Genomic DNA, 17263 nt, shown 5'->3' with positions numbered 1-17263 from the left:
GTTACTCCCCTCATTTGGACCTAACTGAATGAATATTGAACCAATTCGGCAACGGTTAAGCCGCTTTCAGCCCGTTTTCTGGGCGCAGGATCCGGTGTCTGCCGGTTTTGTACGCAGCATAACCTGTGAAGGCGATGTGTTAACCATTGCGCTTACGCTGCCTTTTGTGGGAGCGGACAAAGCCGGGCTTGAGAGCCTGAATGACGAGCTGTGCGCCATTGCCGGCGCAAAGCAGATTAACTGGCAGCTGCATACCGATGTGGCGTCTCTGGCTCATGCCAATGAAGCCAGGCCCATTGCCGGTGTACGCAATATTATTGCGGTGTCGTCCGGCAAGGGCGGCGTGGGCAAGTCCACCACGGCAGTGAACCTGGCGCTGGCGCTGAGCCGGCTGGGGGCGAGAGTGGGTGTGCTGGATGCGGATGTGTACGGCCCTTCCATTCCCATGATGCTGGGAGTGACCGGTCAGCGCCCCGCCAGTGACGACGGCAAAACCATGAGCCCGATTTCCGCTCATGGCGTAAAAGCCAACAGCATAGGTTTTCTGGTGGGAGCCAACGACGCCACCATATGGCGCGGGCCCATGGCCAGCAAGGCGCTGGAGCAGATATTGCGGGAAACCCGCTGGGGCGAGCTGGACTATCTGGTGGTGGACCTGCCCCCGGGCACCGGTGACATTCAGCTCACCATTGCCCAGCAGGTGCCTACCACCGCTGCTGTGGTGGTGACCACGCCCCAGAACGTGGCCCTGGCCGATGCGGTAAAAGGCATTAATATGTTCGGCAAGGTCAATATTCCGGTGCTGGGCGTGGTAGAGAACATGAGTTATCACCAGTGCAGCCAGTGCGGCCATAAAGAAAGCCTGTTTGGCGAAGGCGGTGGTGAGCATCTGTGCAGCGAGCATGGCGTGCCTTTGCTTGGCCAAATGCCGCTTAATGCCACTCTGTGTCAGCAAATGGATGCCGGCACGCCGGTAATGACGGTAGATCCGGAAGGTGAGGTGGCTGGCCGCTACCTCAATATGGCTGCCCGGCTGGCTGCCGGCCTGTATTTTACCGGCAAAACCGTGCCCACCACGCTCTACACCCGGCTGGTATAAGTATTAGTGCTGCTGGTGCGCCATGCGGGTGCACCGGCTTTTATTCAGGTTTCAGGAGTTGTCATGCGTCTTTGCGATCGGGACATTAAACAATATCTGGCCGAGGGCCGAATCAAGATTGATCCCGCCCCGGCAGAGGAGCGGATCAGTGGTGTGAGTGTGGATGTGCTGCTGGGCAACGCCTTTCGTGTGTTTCAGGATCATACCGCGCCCTACATTGACCTGAGCGGCCCCAAAGGGCAGGTGCAGGAGCAGATTAACCGGGTAATGAGTGATGAAATCATTATTGCAGACGGTGAAGCCTTCTTTCTGCACCCCGGCGAGCTGGCGCTGGCCGTTACTCACGAGTCGGTGACGCTGCCCGACGACATAGTGGGCTGGCTGGACGGCCGCTCTTCCTTGGCCCGCCTTGGCCTGATGGTGCACGTAACGGCGCACCGCATAGATCCGGGCTGGAGTGGCCGCATTGTGCTGGAGTTTTATAACAGCGGCAAACTGCCCCTGGCTCTGCGCCCCCAGATGGTGATTGGTGCCCTGAACTTTGAAACCATGTCGGGCCCCGCCGAGCGCCCCTACATGAGCCGCGCCAGCGCCAAATATAAATCTCAGCAAGGTGCCGATGCCAGCCGCATAAATCAGGACTGACCCCCTTCGGGGGAGCTGTAAGCTATAAGCCGTCAGCTTTAAGTGGTGTTGTTTTTACCGGGAACGGCCACTATTGGTTTTACACGCACAGAACGGGACAAAAATAATGAAAAAATGGCTATATGCCTTGGCGGCACTGGTGGTGCTGCTGCTATTGGGGGTCGTGGCGCTGACCCAGCTGGTAGACACTGACAGAGTCAAACGCCTGCTGGTGGAGCAGACCCGGGAAAAAACCGGCCGTACTCTGGTCATAGAAGGAGACTTAAGCTGGCGCTTTTTTCCTTCGGTGGGGTTTACCCTGGGCAAAACATCGCTGCTTAACCCGCCCGGCTTTGAACAGGGCGCCACTCTCTCGGTGGGGGAAGTCAGCCTGGATGTGGCGCTCAAACCTTTGCTTGATAACCGGCTGGATGTGGGTCAGGCCGTGCTCAGCAATGCCCGCCTGCACCTTATTACCCACAAAGATGGCAGCACCAACCTGGATGATCTGCGTAATCTGGGCCAAAAAAGTGCCGAACCCCAAACCGCGCCAGCTCCTGACGCACAGGCCAGCGAAGCCGGGCCCAAACGTGAGCTGCAGTTTGTCAGTCTGGCCGGTATAAAGGTAACCGATGCGGAAGTACTGCTACAGGACGAACGTTCCGACACCCTCACTCGCCTTAACCGGGTAAATATCAGCCTTGACCAATTTGCGCCGGGGCAGGAGGTGCCGCTGACGCTGTCCGGCAACCTGTTCTCCGATGAAGTACAGGCCAGTATTAACGCCAGCGGAACACTCTGGCTGGCACCGGAATATGACCGGCTGCGTCTGGATAACCTGACACTGAACGCCGGCGTGACCGGCCGTGCTGTGCCCGGTAATAAAGCGCTGACGCTCAGCGGCAATCTGGCCTATGACATGACCAGCAAGCAGGCCGGTTTTACCAACGTCACTATGTCGGCAGGCTCTTTGACCCTGGATGGCGAGCTGCAGGTAGATCACGGCCCGGAAATTCCCGAGATTCGTTTTAATCTGCACACACCGCTGCTGGATCTGGAGCAGCTGAGTGCGGAGTGGAGCAGCGAGCAGGGCGGCAGTGACAGTGCGGCCACCAGCACAGATAATGCTTCGGCCAAGTTACCGCCTTCGGTGGCTGCCAGCGAGCCGGATCTGTCCATTCTCCACAAGCTCGATGTGCAAGGTACGCTCGCAGCCGATCTGCTTAACGTGCAGGGCATGGAAATGCAGGGCGTGTCTCTTGAGGTAAAAGTGCAGGACGGCAAGGCCACTGCCAGCGACATTAACGCCAGCCTGTATCAAGGCTCCCTGCAGGGCGAGGTGAGCCTGAATGCCAACCGTAACCCTGCAAGCTTTATGCTCAATACGCAGCTGCAAAACGTAAACGGCTTTGAACTGCTGAATGACGCCGCTGGTATTGACTCTCTCGAAGGCCGCGCCAGTGTGGCCCTGAATGTGGCCGGGCGCGGGCTGACCGAACGGGCCATTAAACAAAGTCTCACCGGTACCAGCCGGGTGGAATTTGCCGACGGTGCCCTGCGCGGGGTCAATATTGCCGCCATGATCCGCCGTGGTTATGCTCAGGTAAAGGGGCTGCCGGTGCCCAACGACAATGAGCCTCAGAAAACCGATTTCAGCGCCCTGACTGCCGACTTTGATATCGGCAAAGGTAAGGTCAGCACGCAAAACCTGAACCTGGCATCTCCGTTGCTGCGGGTAAAAGGCGAAGGTGAAACCAGCCTGCTGGACAGCACGCTCGATGTGCTGTTCAGCACTGCCATTGTAGGCACGCTCAAGGGCCAGGACGGTGAATCACTGGATGAGCTGAAAAATATTACCGTGCCCCTGCGGGTAAGCGGCACCTATCAGCAGCCGCGCTACACCCTGGATATGCAGCAGGTGTTTGACCTTTACCTGAAAGAAAAAGCCAGCAAGGAAGCCGAGCGGGTCAAGCGCAAGCTCAACGAAAAACTCGGCGACGAGCTTGGCGACAAAATCAACGAAAAACTGCCCGGTCTGTTTGACAAGCTTGGGCTGTAACTACTCTGCCCGGCGGCAGCCGGGCTTTGTCTTTAAAAAGACAGGCCTTTTCCAATGGCGTCCAGCTCATGCAGCGGAAACGGCTGATTGGTATCCTCGTTATACTGCACATGCAGCTGGCGCAACCTGTGGGTATATAACGCCAGCGTTTGTGGCTCGTCCTGTGGCTGGCAAAAGACCACGCATATTTCTTCCGGACGCACCAGCTGACGAATGTTGCGGGCACTGTATTTGTGCTCCCCGTTGTCATGGCGCGATAGCCCGGCATTATGCTTGTGCGGGATCATGGTTTGCGCCGGAACCTTGAGGCCATAGAAGGTGCGGGACGCAGCTTCCCAGTCAAACAAACCGGATACATCCAGTTGCTCTCCCTTATGAAAATGTAGCGGTATTCTGTGTTCATCTCTGTTTAGCCGCACCAGCCGGGTATTGGGCAGCTGGCTGGACGTGACAGTTTGATTAAGCAACTGAAGTTTATCAAAGGCCAGTTTATTGTTGGTGAGGCTTGCCCATTGCTGGCCGATATGACTGACGTTGGTTTGCACCAGGTTGGGGCCGTTTTTATCAATTTGTTGCAGTGCCTGCTCAAAGAAGCGTTCAAAGCGTTTATTGTTGTTATCGGCTTCAGTGCGCGAAAACGGTTCAAACTTGCCTGTCAGCACCGTTAATAACGCGGTTGCATAGGGCTGCCATTGCGGTGTGCCATCGGCTTGCGGCAAGGCGCATTCAAGGCAGTGGTTAACTACTCTGGCCGCCAGCGGCAGTGTGATGGCAGGCATGATTTGGCCGGCGGTGATATGGCGGTTTTGTTGTATTACGGTCAGGGCCGCCGGTGCCGGATCTGTGTCATTCAGCCCGGCGGGAACCACCCCCAGCATACGCAAACAATCGCGCATAGCCATGGTGTATTTTTCAGCCGGCATCGTTTCTTCAATTAATATTACCTGGGGCAGAATATGATGCTTTGCCAGTGCCCGGCGGGAAAAAACGTAAGGGTCACAGGCTTTACCCCGCAAGCTGCTGTTCATTTCCAGCACAGCACAGGCAACGGAGCCGGAAGTGTCGAGGACGCTTCCAATATATTGCATCATGGTTTGTTCTGTTTGCCGGTTCAGTGTTTTTTGCCTGTCGTTGAGTATCTGCTTAATTTGAGACGGAGTGCGTCCTGTTTTCTCTTCTTCGTTCAGCTCGGCTGTGGGCAGTTGTTCACTCAAGGGGCCGGCCGCCAGAGAGACCAGGTTAATACACAAGCCATCGGGCCAGCGTAATTGAGTGTTTGTGCTGTTTTCAGGTTGGCCCAACAGTGTGATCAATTCATTCATCACCACAGAGCGCGTGTTTTCCTGTCGCTGAAATAAATACAGGGTTAGCTGCTGCAGGCCGGTTTCAAGATGGTTGAGCGTATCTAGCACCCGTTGGCGACGCAGCTGGCTGGCATTGTTTTCCCGAAAGGGTTTGTTCAGACGTTTTCTTTTTGTAACACGCTGCATGGTACCGGTCTGACAAAAGCCGGCCTGCTCCAGGTGCTGATTAAGGGAGTGAGTAATATCCATGCGGTCTGGCCAGCCCACTCCGGTGCCTCCGGCAAAAAAGCGATCACCGGCACCATGGCTTAACCGGGGGAGTAACCAAATGCTCTGATCCTGAATAATGGGAACGATACACTCGCTTTGTTCGTGGTGCTTACTACCGGTCAGGCGGTTAATCAGCGCCAGAATACGGGCATCCTGTTTGTACTTCCAGCGGGCTTCAATGCTTTTGTGGCTGCTGTGTTTGTCTTGCTGAGCATAGTATTTCAGCGAGGTATGCCGGTAGTTGCCGGCTTCATCCGGAATAAACATATCCATACTGCGGGCATTACCACCATAGAAAGACGGATAGTCAACTGGACCCCAGTTGCGAATGGACGGGCGAGCCAGCAGGTGAATGCCTTCACGTTCTGGAAAAGTGGCTGTTGTCAGGCTAATGGCCTCAGACCAGTAACAGTTCTTCTTTACCGAGTCCTGGCTTGGTGGAAAAGCCACCAGCTCCAGGCCATAAAATAGAGAAGAAGAATGAGCGGTCACCGGAACAAAGGTTCTTGTTTCTCCCGATCGGAATGCCAGTGTTTTACCGCCCAATATATGATTGGCATAGCTCACCAGAGCATCAAAGGCGAGGGTATCTTTTGCCATGGCGCAGGCACCGGCATGCTGCTCTGTGGCCAGACTCACGTCTATGATGTGCCAGTTCTCATTGTGTTGCGCGCTAGCGGCAATCTCTGCACGCGCACTGCCCGGCTGTTTGTCATAAAGAATGCCAAGCCACAATGACAGTGCGCTGAACACGGCGTCACGCAGGGTGTTATCTTGTGTGCGGTCATTGAGAAAATACAGTTGCAGGTAGCCATCGATTTTGTTTCTTCTTACCATGGCCAGATCCGGCACCAGCACGGCCAGCACTTCATCCAGTCCTTTCAGTGCCTGAGATGGCCAGATTTTTGCGGAGCGGCTTTGAAGCCGGTGCCATTGCAACAGCACCTGATGAGCAGACATGGGCATGGTGAAGCAGGTAAGCGACAATGCATTGAATGATGCAGCTGGTGTCCAGGCGGCCAGGTGCAGGCTGTTAACTGAGATCGCCATATTGCAGTCCTTGTGTCTGTTTCAGGGCGAGATAAAAAGGCTCGTAAAGCAGCCGGGCTATGTCGTGCTCGTTAGGGTTATAGCGAGGATCCATGGCCTGTTGCAGTTGCTTGACCATTTGTACCAGTACGCTGGAGCCAGGTGTGTCGGGTTTATTGTCGATGCACTCAAAAGAATGCGGGGCAAACCGTTCATCCACAAAACCAACAAACACCGGGCAACCACCACGAATGCCACGACCGGTGGTTTGCCAGAGCGGAGCCAGCAGGTTCCAGGCAAACTGCGCTTTGTAAGTGGCAGGAAGCCCTGAATACTGGCTGCGATAGTCCAGGCTGAGGCGCACAATGTGTGTGGCTTTATTGCGCATTCTGCGGGCTCTTTCTGCCAGCGGTGCGGTTTTGGACAGGTGCTCACTGCTCTGATTGATTTGCGCAATGGCAAAGCGGTTAAGCCGGCCGGTAACCGCCGACAGATCATCGGGACGGGGATGAGGGCGATGCAGAAAATAGATGCTTGAAATGGCCGCTTTATTAGCTGAGTTCAGTATGTTGTGGCCTCGGGAGACCACCTGCACAGGGGCCACCAGCACGGATTTTTCCGGCGTGTTGCCAAATTGCTCTATCAGTGAACGAGGCAGGGGGCGGGCCAGCTGGGGGCGTTGATCCGACGCGTTTTCATCTGCTTTATCTCTCACCAGGCAATAGACACGCCAGTCACCAAAACCGTTTTTATCCAGACATTGTCTGAGCTGATCTGCGGTGTGGGCTGCATCGGCATAAGAGTTGGTTACCAGCAATGCCCGCCGCCTGTTATGCAGCCATGACGCTCCCCATTGCTGCTCCAGCCGCTGCCACTGTTGCTCCAGCAGTGTGAAACCGTCGGCATTGGATGCCAGGCCATGAGCAATAAAGGTCAGATTATCCCGGCGTCTTTCGGGGCTGGTGCCCGATACCCTGACCTGTTGGCCAGTTTGGCGGGGCAAATGAACCAGCGCAAAGGTGGAGTGTGCAATGGCGTCCAGCTCAGCGTTGGGCTGTAGCAAAATGCCCTTTACCGGCACCTGTACATCGAACACCGGAGAAGCATTATCGGTATGGTTGCCACCTGCCCAGCTGGTGCCCGACAGCATGAGCACATTGGGGCCGACTTGCCCTTCGGCCGCAAGCAATTGATGCAAGTGAGTCAGCAAATATCTGCCTACTCCCAGATGGTTGATCAGGGTGAGTTGTCCTCCCTGACGGTCGAACTTATCCTGGCCGGGCTCGTCGTATAACAGCCCAAAAATGGCACCGGACGGGTTCATGGGCAACAGGCTGCGATAATGCCGAATAAGATGATTGGCTTTGGTAAACAGCTCTTCGTCGTTCAGGCCAAAGTCCTCGGCCACCGCCGGCTGGGCCTTGATCAGCCAGTTGTAATAAGACAGTGCCAGTTCGGCAATCACAGCCAGTAACAAGCGCAGCGCATTTTCTCTTCGTGTGACCACAGACTGGCTGGCGGGCAGGCAGAACACGGCCAGCTCGGTATTCAGCAGTAACTCTATTTGTGTGGTCAGATCTTCAACGTGATCGTGCAGCAATACATCTTTGGCAATGGCCTGCAATGCATGGGCGGCTTGTTCATAGCCGGTATCTGTAAATAAAAACGATGACTGCCGTGATGCCATGGTGCTGGTATTAATGGGCAGTGCTGAAGAAATGGCTGATGCTACCTGAATAATTTGCTGAAAGTCCTGCTCGGCCTGCTGTTGGTGGCCGGCGGTATTTTTGACAGGGTTAATCTCGCGCCAGAGGCCATACAGCAGGCCGGCGGCGGTAAAGGGAGTGTTCTGGTAGACCTTGCACAGGCTGGCGCGTTCGCGTTGCAGCAGCGCATAAAGCGTGCCGATTAACCTGGAAAATACGTGGAAGTTGTTATGCCAGCGGGTTGCAGTGGCGTTGCGATACTGCAGGCCACTTTTTTCCCTGATTTTTTCTGAAGTTCGCATGCCAATAACAGGAATATACACATCCGGGGCGCTGCCCATAATGGCGGTGCTGGGCACAAAGGCGTTATCCAGACTTGCCTGAACAGCATCTGCCTCATCCACAATGACCAAATCAATATCATATTGCAGTAGTTCCGGCAGGGTCAGATGCTCTGCCCGGGTCCATTTATCCGGGCTCATATATGCAAATGCTGCCGATGTCATGATCAGTACCTGGGCGGTTGTCGCATCACGCTGCTGCGATTGTGCCGGACACTGGGCCCATAACGGGCAGGAATGTGCTTTACCGTCCTGTTGCTGTGACTGGACAGCAGAGATTTTTTCGTGATCAGAAAGCGTTGTTTGTCGCAGGTTATGGCAAGGCTTTTCACTAAAATCGGGAAAGCGGCGGCTGCGTTCTCCGCGCACCACGGGGGGAGACTCAGGCTGCATGCCGTCCAGCGGGCAAGACACACTGAAACTGGAGGCAAGATCTCCCAGGGAGGATATGGCCCAGCCGGTATGTCGCTGGCCTTGCTGCCAGTGAATGGCATCCAGGTGCGTTTCACGCCGGCGCAGGCTGGATAATACAGTAGCGCGAATGCCGTGCCGTTTCAGCCTTGAGGAAAGCGTGGCACCCTGAATAGTGTCATTTACTATCATGGCAATACGCTTTGGCTGCTGCCCTTTGGTCAGGGCAAACAATAACGCCATTACCAGCGTTGACTTTCCTGATGACAACATACCTACCAGATGTGTGCTCCCGTTAAGGGTGATAGTGTCGCCATCAAAAAAATCATTCGACAGGCTTTTAAGGTTGAGTGTTTGCTGCAGACGTTGCTCGAGCCGAAGTGGCGGCAAACTGGCTGGCCAGTCGGGCTGGCGTTCGGTGCTATCTATGTCTTTGGCGGCGGCTATCAGCTCGCTTAACTTAATGCGAACAGGTTGGCGTTCATGGCGGGGAGACAGTGCGTGTTGCTGAACAGAGCCCGCGGTTATGTTTGTCACCGGAATTTGATAGGAATATACCGTATTACCATTATTTACTTTGACTCTGGCGCTGCCGGGAGAGGCCAGTTTGATGTCTCGTATTACCCAGGGCACGGCACCTGCCAGGGTCTGGTGCAGCAAGGTCAGCACTCGGGGGTGAGCAAACTGTTTAAGTGTGGGCTTGTTCTCCGTGATATCAAAGCTGCGCAGTGTGGCGGGCTGTTCACGGTAGTGGCGACAGTTATCGGACCATACCGCCACCGAGCCGAAGCGGCCACATAAATGACGCAGGTTACACAGCGCATTGGCCAGTGCCGGGTGAGCGGTGGCACCGGCAACCAGCGAAGGGTAGCCCAGCATCAGAGCGGGTACGGCGGTAATATCCTGCTCTGGCAAGTACTCGCTCAGCACCACAAAACACAGCTCGGTGAGGGCCAGGGTACGTAAATGATGCTGATTAAGTCTGGTAGCTGCGGGCTCGGTGAGCGCCAGTGCGTTGCAGTACTCATCAATAAACTGCAGATCGGTTCTCATCAAGTGTCCTCCAGGCTGGCCAGTAGTCCGGAGACAGTGCTGAGTGTGACCCGCTGTTTGCCGTAGCTTGATCTGAAAGCGTTGAACCGTGCTTCAAACCGACTGTCTGTTTCCAGCAAATAGTCAGGGATCACCAGATAACACTCATGGGTGCCGGTATATTCCTTGAATCCATTAAAACGGGCTGCCAGCTTCTGTGCTGAAAAGTAGTCCTTTACATCAACCGCTATCTTGCGGCCGCGAGGGGAGCATGCCAGCAGATCCATTCTGTCCAGACCCGGCCATAATGTGACCTGCCAGCCCATGTTTTCCAGCCCTTGTGCCAGCGCCAGCTCGGCTCGCCCCGGCAATGCCCAGAAGGTTCTGAACGGACGACGCAGATACATCATGCCGGGGTGGTAGGGCTTTGAGTCATGACAGCCGCTGCCGGCAAGGCGAATGGCCTCTGGTTCCCGGCATTCGGTGCTAAAGCTGAGCGTGTCTCCGGTATGGTTTTTCAGGCACAAAATGGTACCCGAGATACTGCATAGAGGAAGTTTGCCCTGCAGGCACATTGAAGCGTGTACTGGCTGATAAAACGTGTTGATCATCTGAGCTACTTCGTTTGTGTTAACCAGATCCGGGTGAGTGATCAGCACTCTTGCCGTATCAATAAGCGGGTGTTCAATCAGTATGCGTCGCCAGGTGCGATAGAGCTGCTCACCATCAGCTTGCGCTTTGCACAGACGTATTAACGCTGCAAACCCCTGATTCTCTTTCAGCTCCTGCTCAGGGTTATGCCCCTCTACCGCCAGGCTGCGGCATGCAATGGAAATACCTGAGTCTTCCAGCAGACAGGCGCTGAAAAAGGTGTGTTCTTCATCCCAGCTCATATCGCTGACCCACTCGTACAGGGGCTGCTGTGCCCGAGTAATGAGTTGTTGCAGATCCGTAGGCCAATGTATGGTGTTTGTGCCGATGTTATGGGCTGCAGAAAGGCTGAATGCCCGTATTAACAATGGCGGGTAGGGGGCATTCAGATAACCCTGCTCGTCTATTAAGTCCTGTATTTGAACCAGAGCAGAGGCATAAATGCGCACCAGTTGCTCTGTGTTAATGACTGAGGGGGAAGGGCCACTGAGCTGTTCCAGCCGTTGCTGAATATCACTCGGTATCGCCGAGTCTCCGTTGAGGTAGCGATACAAGGTGGCCCTGCTGATTTGCAATGCCCGGGCACAGGCGGATTTCCAGCGACGACCATGGCCGAGCTGCTCGGCAAACAGCTGCTGGCATTGCTCGGCAAAGATTAAGTGGGTGGAAGCCATCACGCTCAACTGTTTCAAGTGTTGAGCGTTAAAGGCTAGTGTATCAAGTGTATCAGCGCCAGTTTATGGGTTAATCCAAATCCGCCGCACTGTGGCGCTCTTCCAGCTGTTCGCTTTCATCGCCCCAGGTGCGGTTTACCCGGCGGCCGCGCTGTACCGCAGGGCGGGCATCAATGGCCCTGGCCCAGCGCAGTACGTTGGGGTAATCGGATACCGACAGAAACTCGGCGGCATCGTACAGCCGGCCCAGCACCAGGGCACCATACCAGGGCCAGATGGCAATGTCGGCAATGCTGTAGTGGTCGCCGGCAATATAGGGCCGGTCGGCCAGCTGCCGCTCCAGCACATCGAGCTGGCGTTTGGCTTCCATGGCAAAGCGGTTAATGGGGTATTCCAGTTTTTCCGGCGCGTAGGCGTAGAAGTGGCCAAAACCACCACCCAGGTAGGGGGCCGAGCCCATCTGCCAGAACAGCCAGTTCATCACCTCGGTCTTTTGCGCTGGGTCTTCGGGCAGCAGAGCGCCGAACTTTTCTGCCAGATACAGCAGAATGGAGCCGGACTCAAACACCCGCACCGGTTTATCTGTGCTGTTATCCAGCAGCGCCGGTATCTTGGAGTTGGGGTTCACCGCCACAAAGCCGGAGGAAAACTGATCGCCCTCGCCAATGCGGATCAGCCAGGCGTCATATTCGGCACCGCTGTGGCCCAGCGCCAGCAGCTCTTCCAGCATAATGGTCACCTTAACGCCATTGGGCGTGGCGAGCGAATACAGCTGCAGCGGATGCTGGCCCACGGGCAGGGCTTTATCATGGGTGGGGCCGGCCACCGGGCGGTTGATATTGGCAAATTCACCGCCGTTGGCGGTATCCCAGGTCCAGACAGCAGGGGGCGTGTAGGGCGTTGTCATGCTCAATTTCTCCTGTTGAATTAGCGAGTAAGGTCACTTCTGCATTGACGTTACCATATTGCATTCCAGTAACAGGTGTCCATGTTTTACATATATGGTAAAAAGAATATGTAATTTATTGTATATGCATTTATTCGCATGTAAGGTATTCACATCTCTCGACCAAAACAATAACAAGGCAATACCATAATGAAGCCCACTTTTGAGCATTTACCCAACCTGGACGCTGAGCAGTTTCAGCTGCCCGACAGCAAGGCGCTGGCAGTGACCGGCGAGCAGCATGCGCCCAGAATATTGCTGCTGTACGGATCGTTACGCCAACGCTCTTTCAGCCGTCTGGTCACCGAAGAAGCCGGCCGGCTGCTGCAGCAAATGGGAGCAGAGATTCGTATTTTTAATCCTGAAGGTTTGCCCTTGCCGGACGGCGCAGACGAGCAGCACCCCAAGGTACAAGAGCTGCGCGAGCTGGTGCAGTGGAGTGAGGGCATGGTGTGGTGCTCGCCGGAGCGTCATGGTGCCATGACCTCGGTAATGAAAGCCCAGATAGACTGGATTCCGCTGAGCCTGGGGGCGGTGCGGCCCACTCAGGGCAAAACCCTGGCGGTAATGCAGGTCTGCGGCGGCTCCCAGAGTTTTAATACCGTTAACCAGATGCGGGTTCTGGGGCGCTGGATGCGCATGATCACCATTCCCAATCAGTCATCGGTGGCCAAGGCCTATCAGGAGTTCGATGACAATGACCGAATGAAGCCCTCGGCCTACTACAACCGCATTGTGGATGTGATGGAAGAGCTGGTGAAATTCACCCTGCTTACCCGGGGTTGCAGTGACTATCTGACCAACCGCTATTCCGAGCGGGTAGAAAGTGCCGAGCAACTGTCTGCACGAGTGGATCAGCGTTCAATTTAAGGAGCGGCAGCCATGGGAATCTTTGAACGTTATCTGTCACTTTGGGTAGGGCTTGGCATTGTGGCCGGCGTTGCGCTGGGCAGCCTGGTGCCCGGCCTGTTTGGTGCCATTGCAGACATTGAATTCGCCCACGTGAATCTGGTGGTGGCGGTGCTGATCTGGGTGATGATCTACCCCATGATGGTGCAGATAGACTTCAGCGCCATTAAAAATGTGGGTAAAAAGCCCAAAGGGCTGATGCTGACCCTGGTGATTAACTGGCTGATCAAGCCCTTTACCATGGCGGCGCTGGGCTGGCTGTTTTTTCGTGTGTTTTTTGCCGGCTGGGTAGACCCGGAAACCGCCGGAGAATATATCGCCGGCATGATACTGCTGGGGGTGGCACCCTGCACCGCCATGGTGTTTGTGTGGAGTCAGCTGACCAAGGGTGATCCGAACTACACCCTGGTACAGGTGTCGGTGAACGACATCATTATGGTGTTTGCGTTTGCCCCCATTGCTGCGTTTTTGCTGGGAGTGAGTGATATTCAGGTGCCCTGGCAGACCTTGCTGTTGTCGGTGGTGCTGTATGTGCTGCTGCCCCTGCTCGCCGGTGTCTGGACCCGGCACCGGCTGGAGCTCAAAGGGGATGGCACCGGTCTTGAACAGTGGCTGCAGCGGCTCAGGCCCTGGTCCATGCTGGGGCTGCTGGGCACAGTGGTGTTGTTGTTTGGCTTTCAGGCACCAACCCTGCTTGAGCAACCCCAGACCATAGTGCTGATCGCCATTCCGCTGCTTATTCAGACCTACGGTATTTTCATCATTGCCTACGGGGCGGCCCGCTGGCTGCGGCTGCCGCACAATGTGGCCGGACCGGCCTGCATGATTGGCACTTCCAACTTTTTTGAGCTGGCGGTAGCGGTGGCCATTTCATTATTCGGGCTGCACTCGGGCGCGGCCCTGGCCACCGTAGTAGGGGTGCTGGTGGAAGTGCCGGTGATGCTGTCTTTGGTGGCACTGGTGAACCGCACTCAGCACTGGTTTTCTCACGCTTAAGGTGTTTTTACTTTCACAAGGAATGACAAGATGACCATAAAAGTAGGTATTAACGGATTTGGCCGCATGGGCCGGCTTACCATGCGGGTGCTGTGTGAGCACAGTGATGTGGAAATAGTGCACATTAATGACCCTGCCGGCGATGCAGCCACTCTGGCGCACCTGCTGAATTTTGACTCGGTGCACGGGCGCTGGTGCCATGAGGCCGCCGCCGACGGCAACACCATGCAGATCAACGGCCGGAACATTGCGGTAAGCGGCAACAAGGCCATTGCCGACACCGACTGGTCCGGCTGCGACCTGGTGATTGAAGCCTCGGGCAAGATGAAGAGCAAGGCGGTGCTGCAGGCCTACCTGGATCAGGGCGTGAAACGGGTGGTGGTCACGGCACCGGTAAAAGAAGAGGGCGTACTTAATGTGGTAATGGGCGTGAACGATCACCTGTTTGATGCCGAACAACACACCATAGTGACGGCGGCCTCCTGCACCACCAACTGCCTGGCGCCCGTGGTCAAGGTGATCCATGAGCAGTTGGGCATTCAGCATGGCTCTATCACTACCATTCACAGCATTACCAATACCCAGACCATTCTGGATGCGCCCCATAAAGATCTGCGCCGGGCGCGTTCCTGTGGTACCAGCCTTATTCCTACCACCACAGGATCGGCCACCGCCATTACCCATATTTTTCCCGAGCTTAAGGGCAAGCTGAACGGCCATGCCATTCGCGTGCCTCTCAGCAACGCCTCCATCACCGACTGTGTGTTTGAAGTGGCCCGGGAAACCACGGCGCAAGAGGTCAATGCGCTGCTGAAAGCGGCCGCCGAGGGTGAGCTGAACGGTATTCTCGGTTATGAAACCCGGCCTCTGGTGTCGGTGGATTATCAGACCGATCCGCGCTCCAGCATTATTGATGCTCTGTCCACCATGGTGGTAAACGGCACTCAGGTAAAAATCTATGCCTGGTACGACAACGAATGGGGCTATGCCAACCGTACCGCCGAGCTGGCGCTGAAGGTGGGGCGTGCATAAATGCTGACCGGCTTGTCTCCTGCCGTGCGCCAGTATTTGGTGGTCACCGGCAATTACTGGGCCTTTACCCTCACCGACGGTGCCCTGCGCATGCTGGTGGTGCTGCACTTTCATGAGCTGGGTTATTCACCGCTGAACATTGCCCTGTTGTTTTTGTTTTATGAGCTGTTTGGGGTGATCACCAACCTGGCAGGGGGCTGGCTGGGTGCCCGCATTGGGCTGAACCGCACCATGAACCTGGGCCTTGGCTTGCAGGTGCTGGCGCTGGCCATGTTGCTGATGCCGGCGCTTACCGTGCCCTGGGTGATGGCGGCCCAGGCGCTGTCGGGTATTGCCAAGGATCTGAACAAGATGAGCGCCAAAAGTGCCATCAAGACCCTGGTGCCCGAAGAAGGCAGTCTCTATAAATGGGTGGCGGTGCTCACCGGCTCCAAAAACGCCCTTAAAGGGGCAGGGTTCTTTCTGGGCGGTGCACTGCTTGCCTGGCTGGGCTTTGCCGGTGCCGTTACTGCCATGGCCGCTGCGCTTGCGCTGGTGTGGCTGCTGAGTCTGGTATTGCTGAAGCAGGAGCTGGGCAAGGCGAAGCACAAGCCCAGATTCCGGGATATTTTTTCCAAAAGCCGGGCCATTAATATTCTTTCGGCGGCCCGGTTATTTTTGTTTGGTGCCCGGGATGTCTGGTTTGTGGTGGCGCTGCCGGTGTTTTTGTCTCAGACCCTTGGCTGGAGCCACGGCCAGACCGGCGGCTTTCTGGCGCTGTGGGTCATGGGCTACGGGCTGGTGCAGTCGCTGGCGCCACGCATTACCGGCAAGCAGGCAGATGGCACCGGTGCCACACGCTGGGCAGCGGCACTGACACTGCTGCCTGCCGCCATGGCGTTGGGCCTGATGAACGGCCTGAGCCCGGCCTGGGTGCTGATAGGTGGTCTGTTGCTGTTTGGTGTGGTGTTTGCGGTGAACTCGTCTCTGCACAGCTACCTGATTGTCAGCCATGCCAGCAGTGACGGCGTATCGCTGGATGTGGGGTTTTATTACATGTCCAACGCCATGGGCCGGCTTATTGGCACCTTGCTGTCGGGCTTTGTGTTTCAGCTTGCGGGGCAGGGCAGTGCCGGCCTGCAGGCCTGTCTATGGATCTCAGCGCTGTTTTTGTTGTTCACCACGCTTATCTCGCTTCGGCTGCCTCGCCGCGTATATTTTTGATAAGTCATGAATTATATTCATGACTTTTGCGCGGAGCTTGCACATGCTGGAACGTTTTCACCTTGAAGTGCTGGCGGCCATTAAAGAGCAGGGCACCCTGACTCAGGCTGCCGAGTCGTTAAACTTGTCGCAGTCGGCCCTCAGTCACAGCATAAAAAAGCTGGAAGGCCAGCTAAAAACGCCGGTGTGGCAAAAAGAGGGCCGAAGCCTGCGCCTGACCAATGCCGGCGAGCAAATTTTAACGCTCGCCAACCGCGTGCTGCCCCAGTTCAAACACACAGAGCATTTGCTGCGGCAAATTGCCACCGGCGAGATGGGCTCGCTGCGCATTGGTATGGAGTGCCACCCTTGCTACCAGTGGCTGCTGAAAGTGATTGAACCCTATCTGGAAAAGTGGCCCAACGTCGATATTGACGTTAAACAGGAGTTTCAGTTTGGTGGCCTGGGTGCGCTGCACAGTTTTGAAATTGATATTCTGGTCACGCCCGATCCTCTCTACAAACCCAGCCTGAGCTTTATTCCCGTATTTGATTATGAGCACCGGCTGGTGGTGGCATCAAGCCACCCGCTTGCCGCACAGGCTGCGGTGTTGCCCGAGCAACTAGCCGGCGAAGTGCTGTTTACCTATCCGGTAGAGCCCGAGCGGCTGGATATTTTCAGCCAGTTTTTAAATCCGGCTAAATGTACGGTAAAAAGGCACAAAACCATAGAAACCACGGAAATCATGCTGCAGATGGTGGCAGCGGGCCGGGGCGTCAGCGCGCTGCCAGGCTGGCTGGTAGACGAGTTTGCTCAAAAAATGCCCATTAAAAGCCTGCGTTTTGGTGAGCAGGGCATTAACAAGCAGATTTTTCTGGGCGTGCGCAAGGGTGAGGAGCACATCAGCTATTTGAGTGACTTTATCACTCAGGCTCAGGGTATATCCTGAGCAACTCATGCAATAATTTCATTTATTGATGAAATTAAATCATTTTTGT

At 55.6% G+C, this 17263-nt stretch carries 12 protein-coding genes; 8 read left to right on the top strand and 4 right to left on the bottom strand.

The window, feature by feature from the left end; translation table 11 throughout:
* Positions 1-28 precede the first annotated feature (28 nt).
* The 3 genes from apbC (at position 29) to G364_RS0103530 (ending at position 3782) form a co-directional block, all read left to right on the top strand.
* A complete protein-coding gene (gene apbC / locus G364_RS0103540; protein WP_019933774.1) occupies positions 29-1099 on the top strand; it encodes an iron-sulfur cluster carrier protein ApbC in 1071 nt (356 codons plus the stop codon).
* Between the two features lie 63 nt (positions 1100-1162).
* Entirely contained in the window at positions 1163-1744 is a 582-nt protein-coding gene (dcd, locus tag G364_RS0103535) for a dCTP deaminase (protein WP_019933773.1), read from the top strand.
* A 106-nt stretch (positions 1745-1850) separates the two neighbouring features.
* Positions 1851-3782, top strand: coding sequence for an AsmA family protein (locus tag G364_RS0103530; protein WP_019933772.1), 1932 nt, complete (start codon positions 1851-1853; stop codon positions 3780-3782).
* Between the two features lie 32 nt (positions 3783-3814).
* Here the strand turns inward: G364_RS0103530 and G364_RS0103525 are convergent, their stop codons facing one another.
* The 4 genes from G364_RS0103525 to yghU form a co-directional block, all read right to left on the bottom strand.
* A complete protein-coding gene (locus G364_RS0103525) occupies positions 3815-6406 on the bottom strand; it encodes an RNaseH domain-containing protein (RefSeq protein ID WP_019933771.1) in 2592 nt (863 codons plus the stop codon).
* Complete coding sequence (locus tag G364_RS0103520; RefSeq protein WP_019933770.1) at positions 6390-9896, bottom strand: pPIWI_RE_Z domain-containing protein; 3507 nt, start codon at positions 9894-9896, stop codon at positions 6390-6392. The genes G364_RS0103525 and G364_RS0103520 overlap by 17 nt, the downstream gene beginning before the upstream one ends.
* Entirely contained in the window at positions 9896-11200 is a 1305-nt protein-coding gene (locus tag G364_RS0103515) for a restriction endonuclease-related protein (protein WP_019933769.1), read from the bottom strand. The genes G364_RS0103520 and G364_RS0103515 overlap by 1 nt, the downstream gene beginning before the upstream one ends.
* A 70-nt stretch (positions 11201-11270) precedes the next feature.
* The gene (gene yghU / locus G364_RS0103510; protein ID WP_019933768.1) at positions 11271-12107 is read right to left on the bottom strand and encodes a glutathione-dependent disulfide-bond oxidoreductase; all 837 of its coding nucleotides are present in this window, start codon (positions 12105-12107) and stop codon (positions 11271-11273) included.
* A gap of 189 nt (positions 12108-12296) precedes the next feature.
* Between yghU and arsH the strand changes: the two genes are divergently transcribed.
* The 5 genes from arsH to G364_RS0103485 are packed head-to-tail and all read left to right on the top strand — an operon-like array spanning position 12297 to position 17214.
* Positions 12297-13016, top strand: a complete 720-nt coding sequence (gene arsH, locus G364_RS0103505; RefSeq protein ID WP_019933767.1) for an arsenical resistance protein ArsH — start codon at positions 12297-12299, stop codon at positions 13014-13016.
* 12 nt (positions 13017-13028) lie between these two features.
* Positions 13029-14051, top strand: a complete 1023-nt coding sequence (gene arsB, locus G364_RS0103500) for an ACR3 family arsenite efflux transporter (RefSeq protein WP_019933766.1) — start codon at positions 13029-13031, stop codon at positions 14049-14051.
* 30 nt (positions 14052-14081) lie between these two features.
* A complete protein-coding gene (locus G364_RS0103495) occupies positions 14082-15083 on the top strand; it encodes an ArsJ-associated glyceraldehyde-3-phosphate dehydrogenase (RefSeq protein ID WP_019933765.1) in 1002 nt (333 codons plus the stop codon).
* Entirely contained in the window at positions 15084-16286 is a 1203-nt protein-coding gene (gene arsJ, locus G364_RS0103490) for an organoarsenical effux MFS transporter ArsJ (RefSeq protein WP_019933764.1), read from the top strand.
* A 43-nt stretch (positions 16287-16329) separates the two neighbouring features.
* Complete coding sequence (locus G364_RS0103485; RefSeq protein ID WP_026344662.1) at positions 16330-17214, top strand: LysR family transcriptional regulator; 885 nt, start codon at positions 16330-16332, stop codon at positions 17212-17214.
* Positions 17215-17263: the final 49 nt, after the last annotated feature.

The organism is Oceanimonas smirnovii ATCC BAA-899, assembly GCF_000381965.1.
In the GTDB taxonomy this organism is placed as follows: Bacteria; Pseudomonadota; Gammaproteobacteria; order Enterobacterales; family Aeromonadaceae; genus Oceanimonas; species Oceanimonas smirnovii.
Note: the sequence above shows the minus strand (reverse complement) of the source record. Positions and strands in the feature narration are given on the sequence as shown.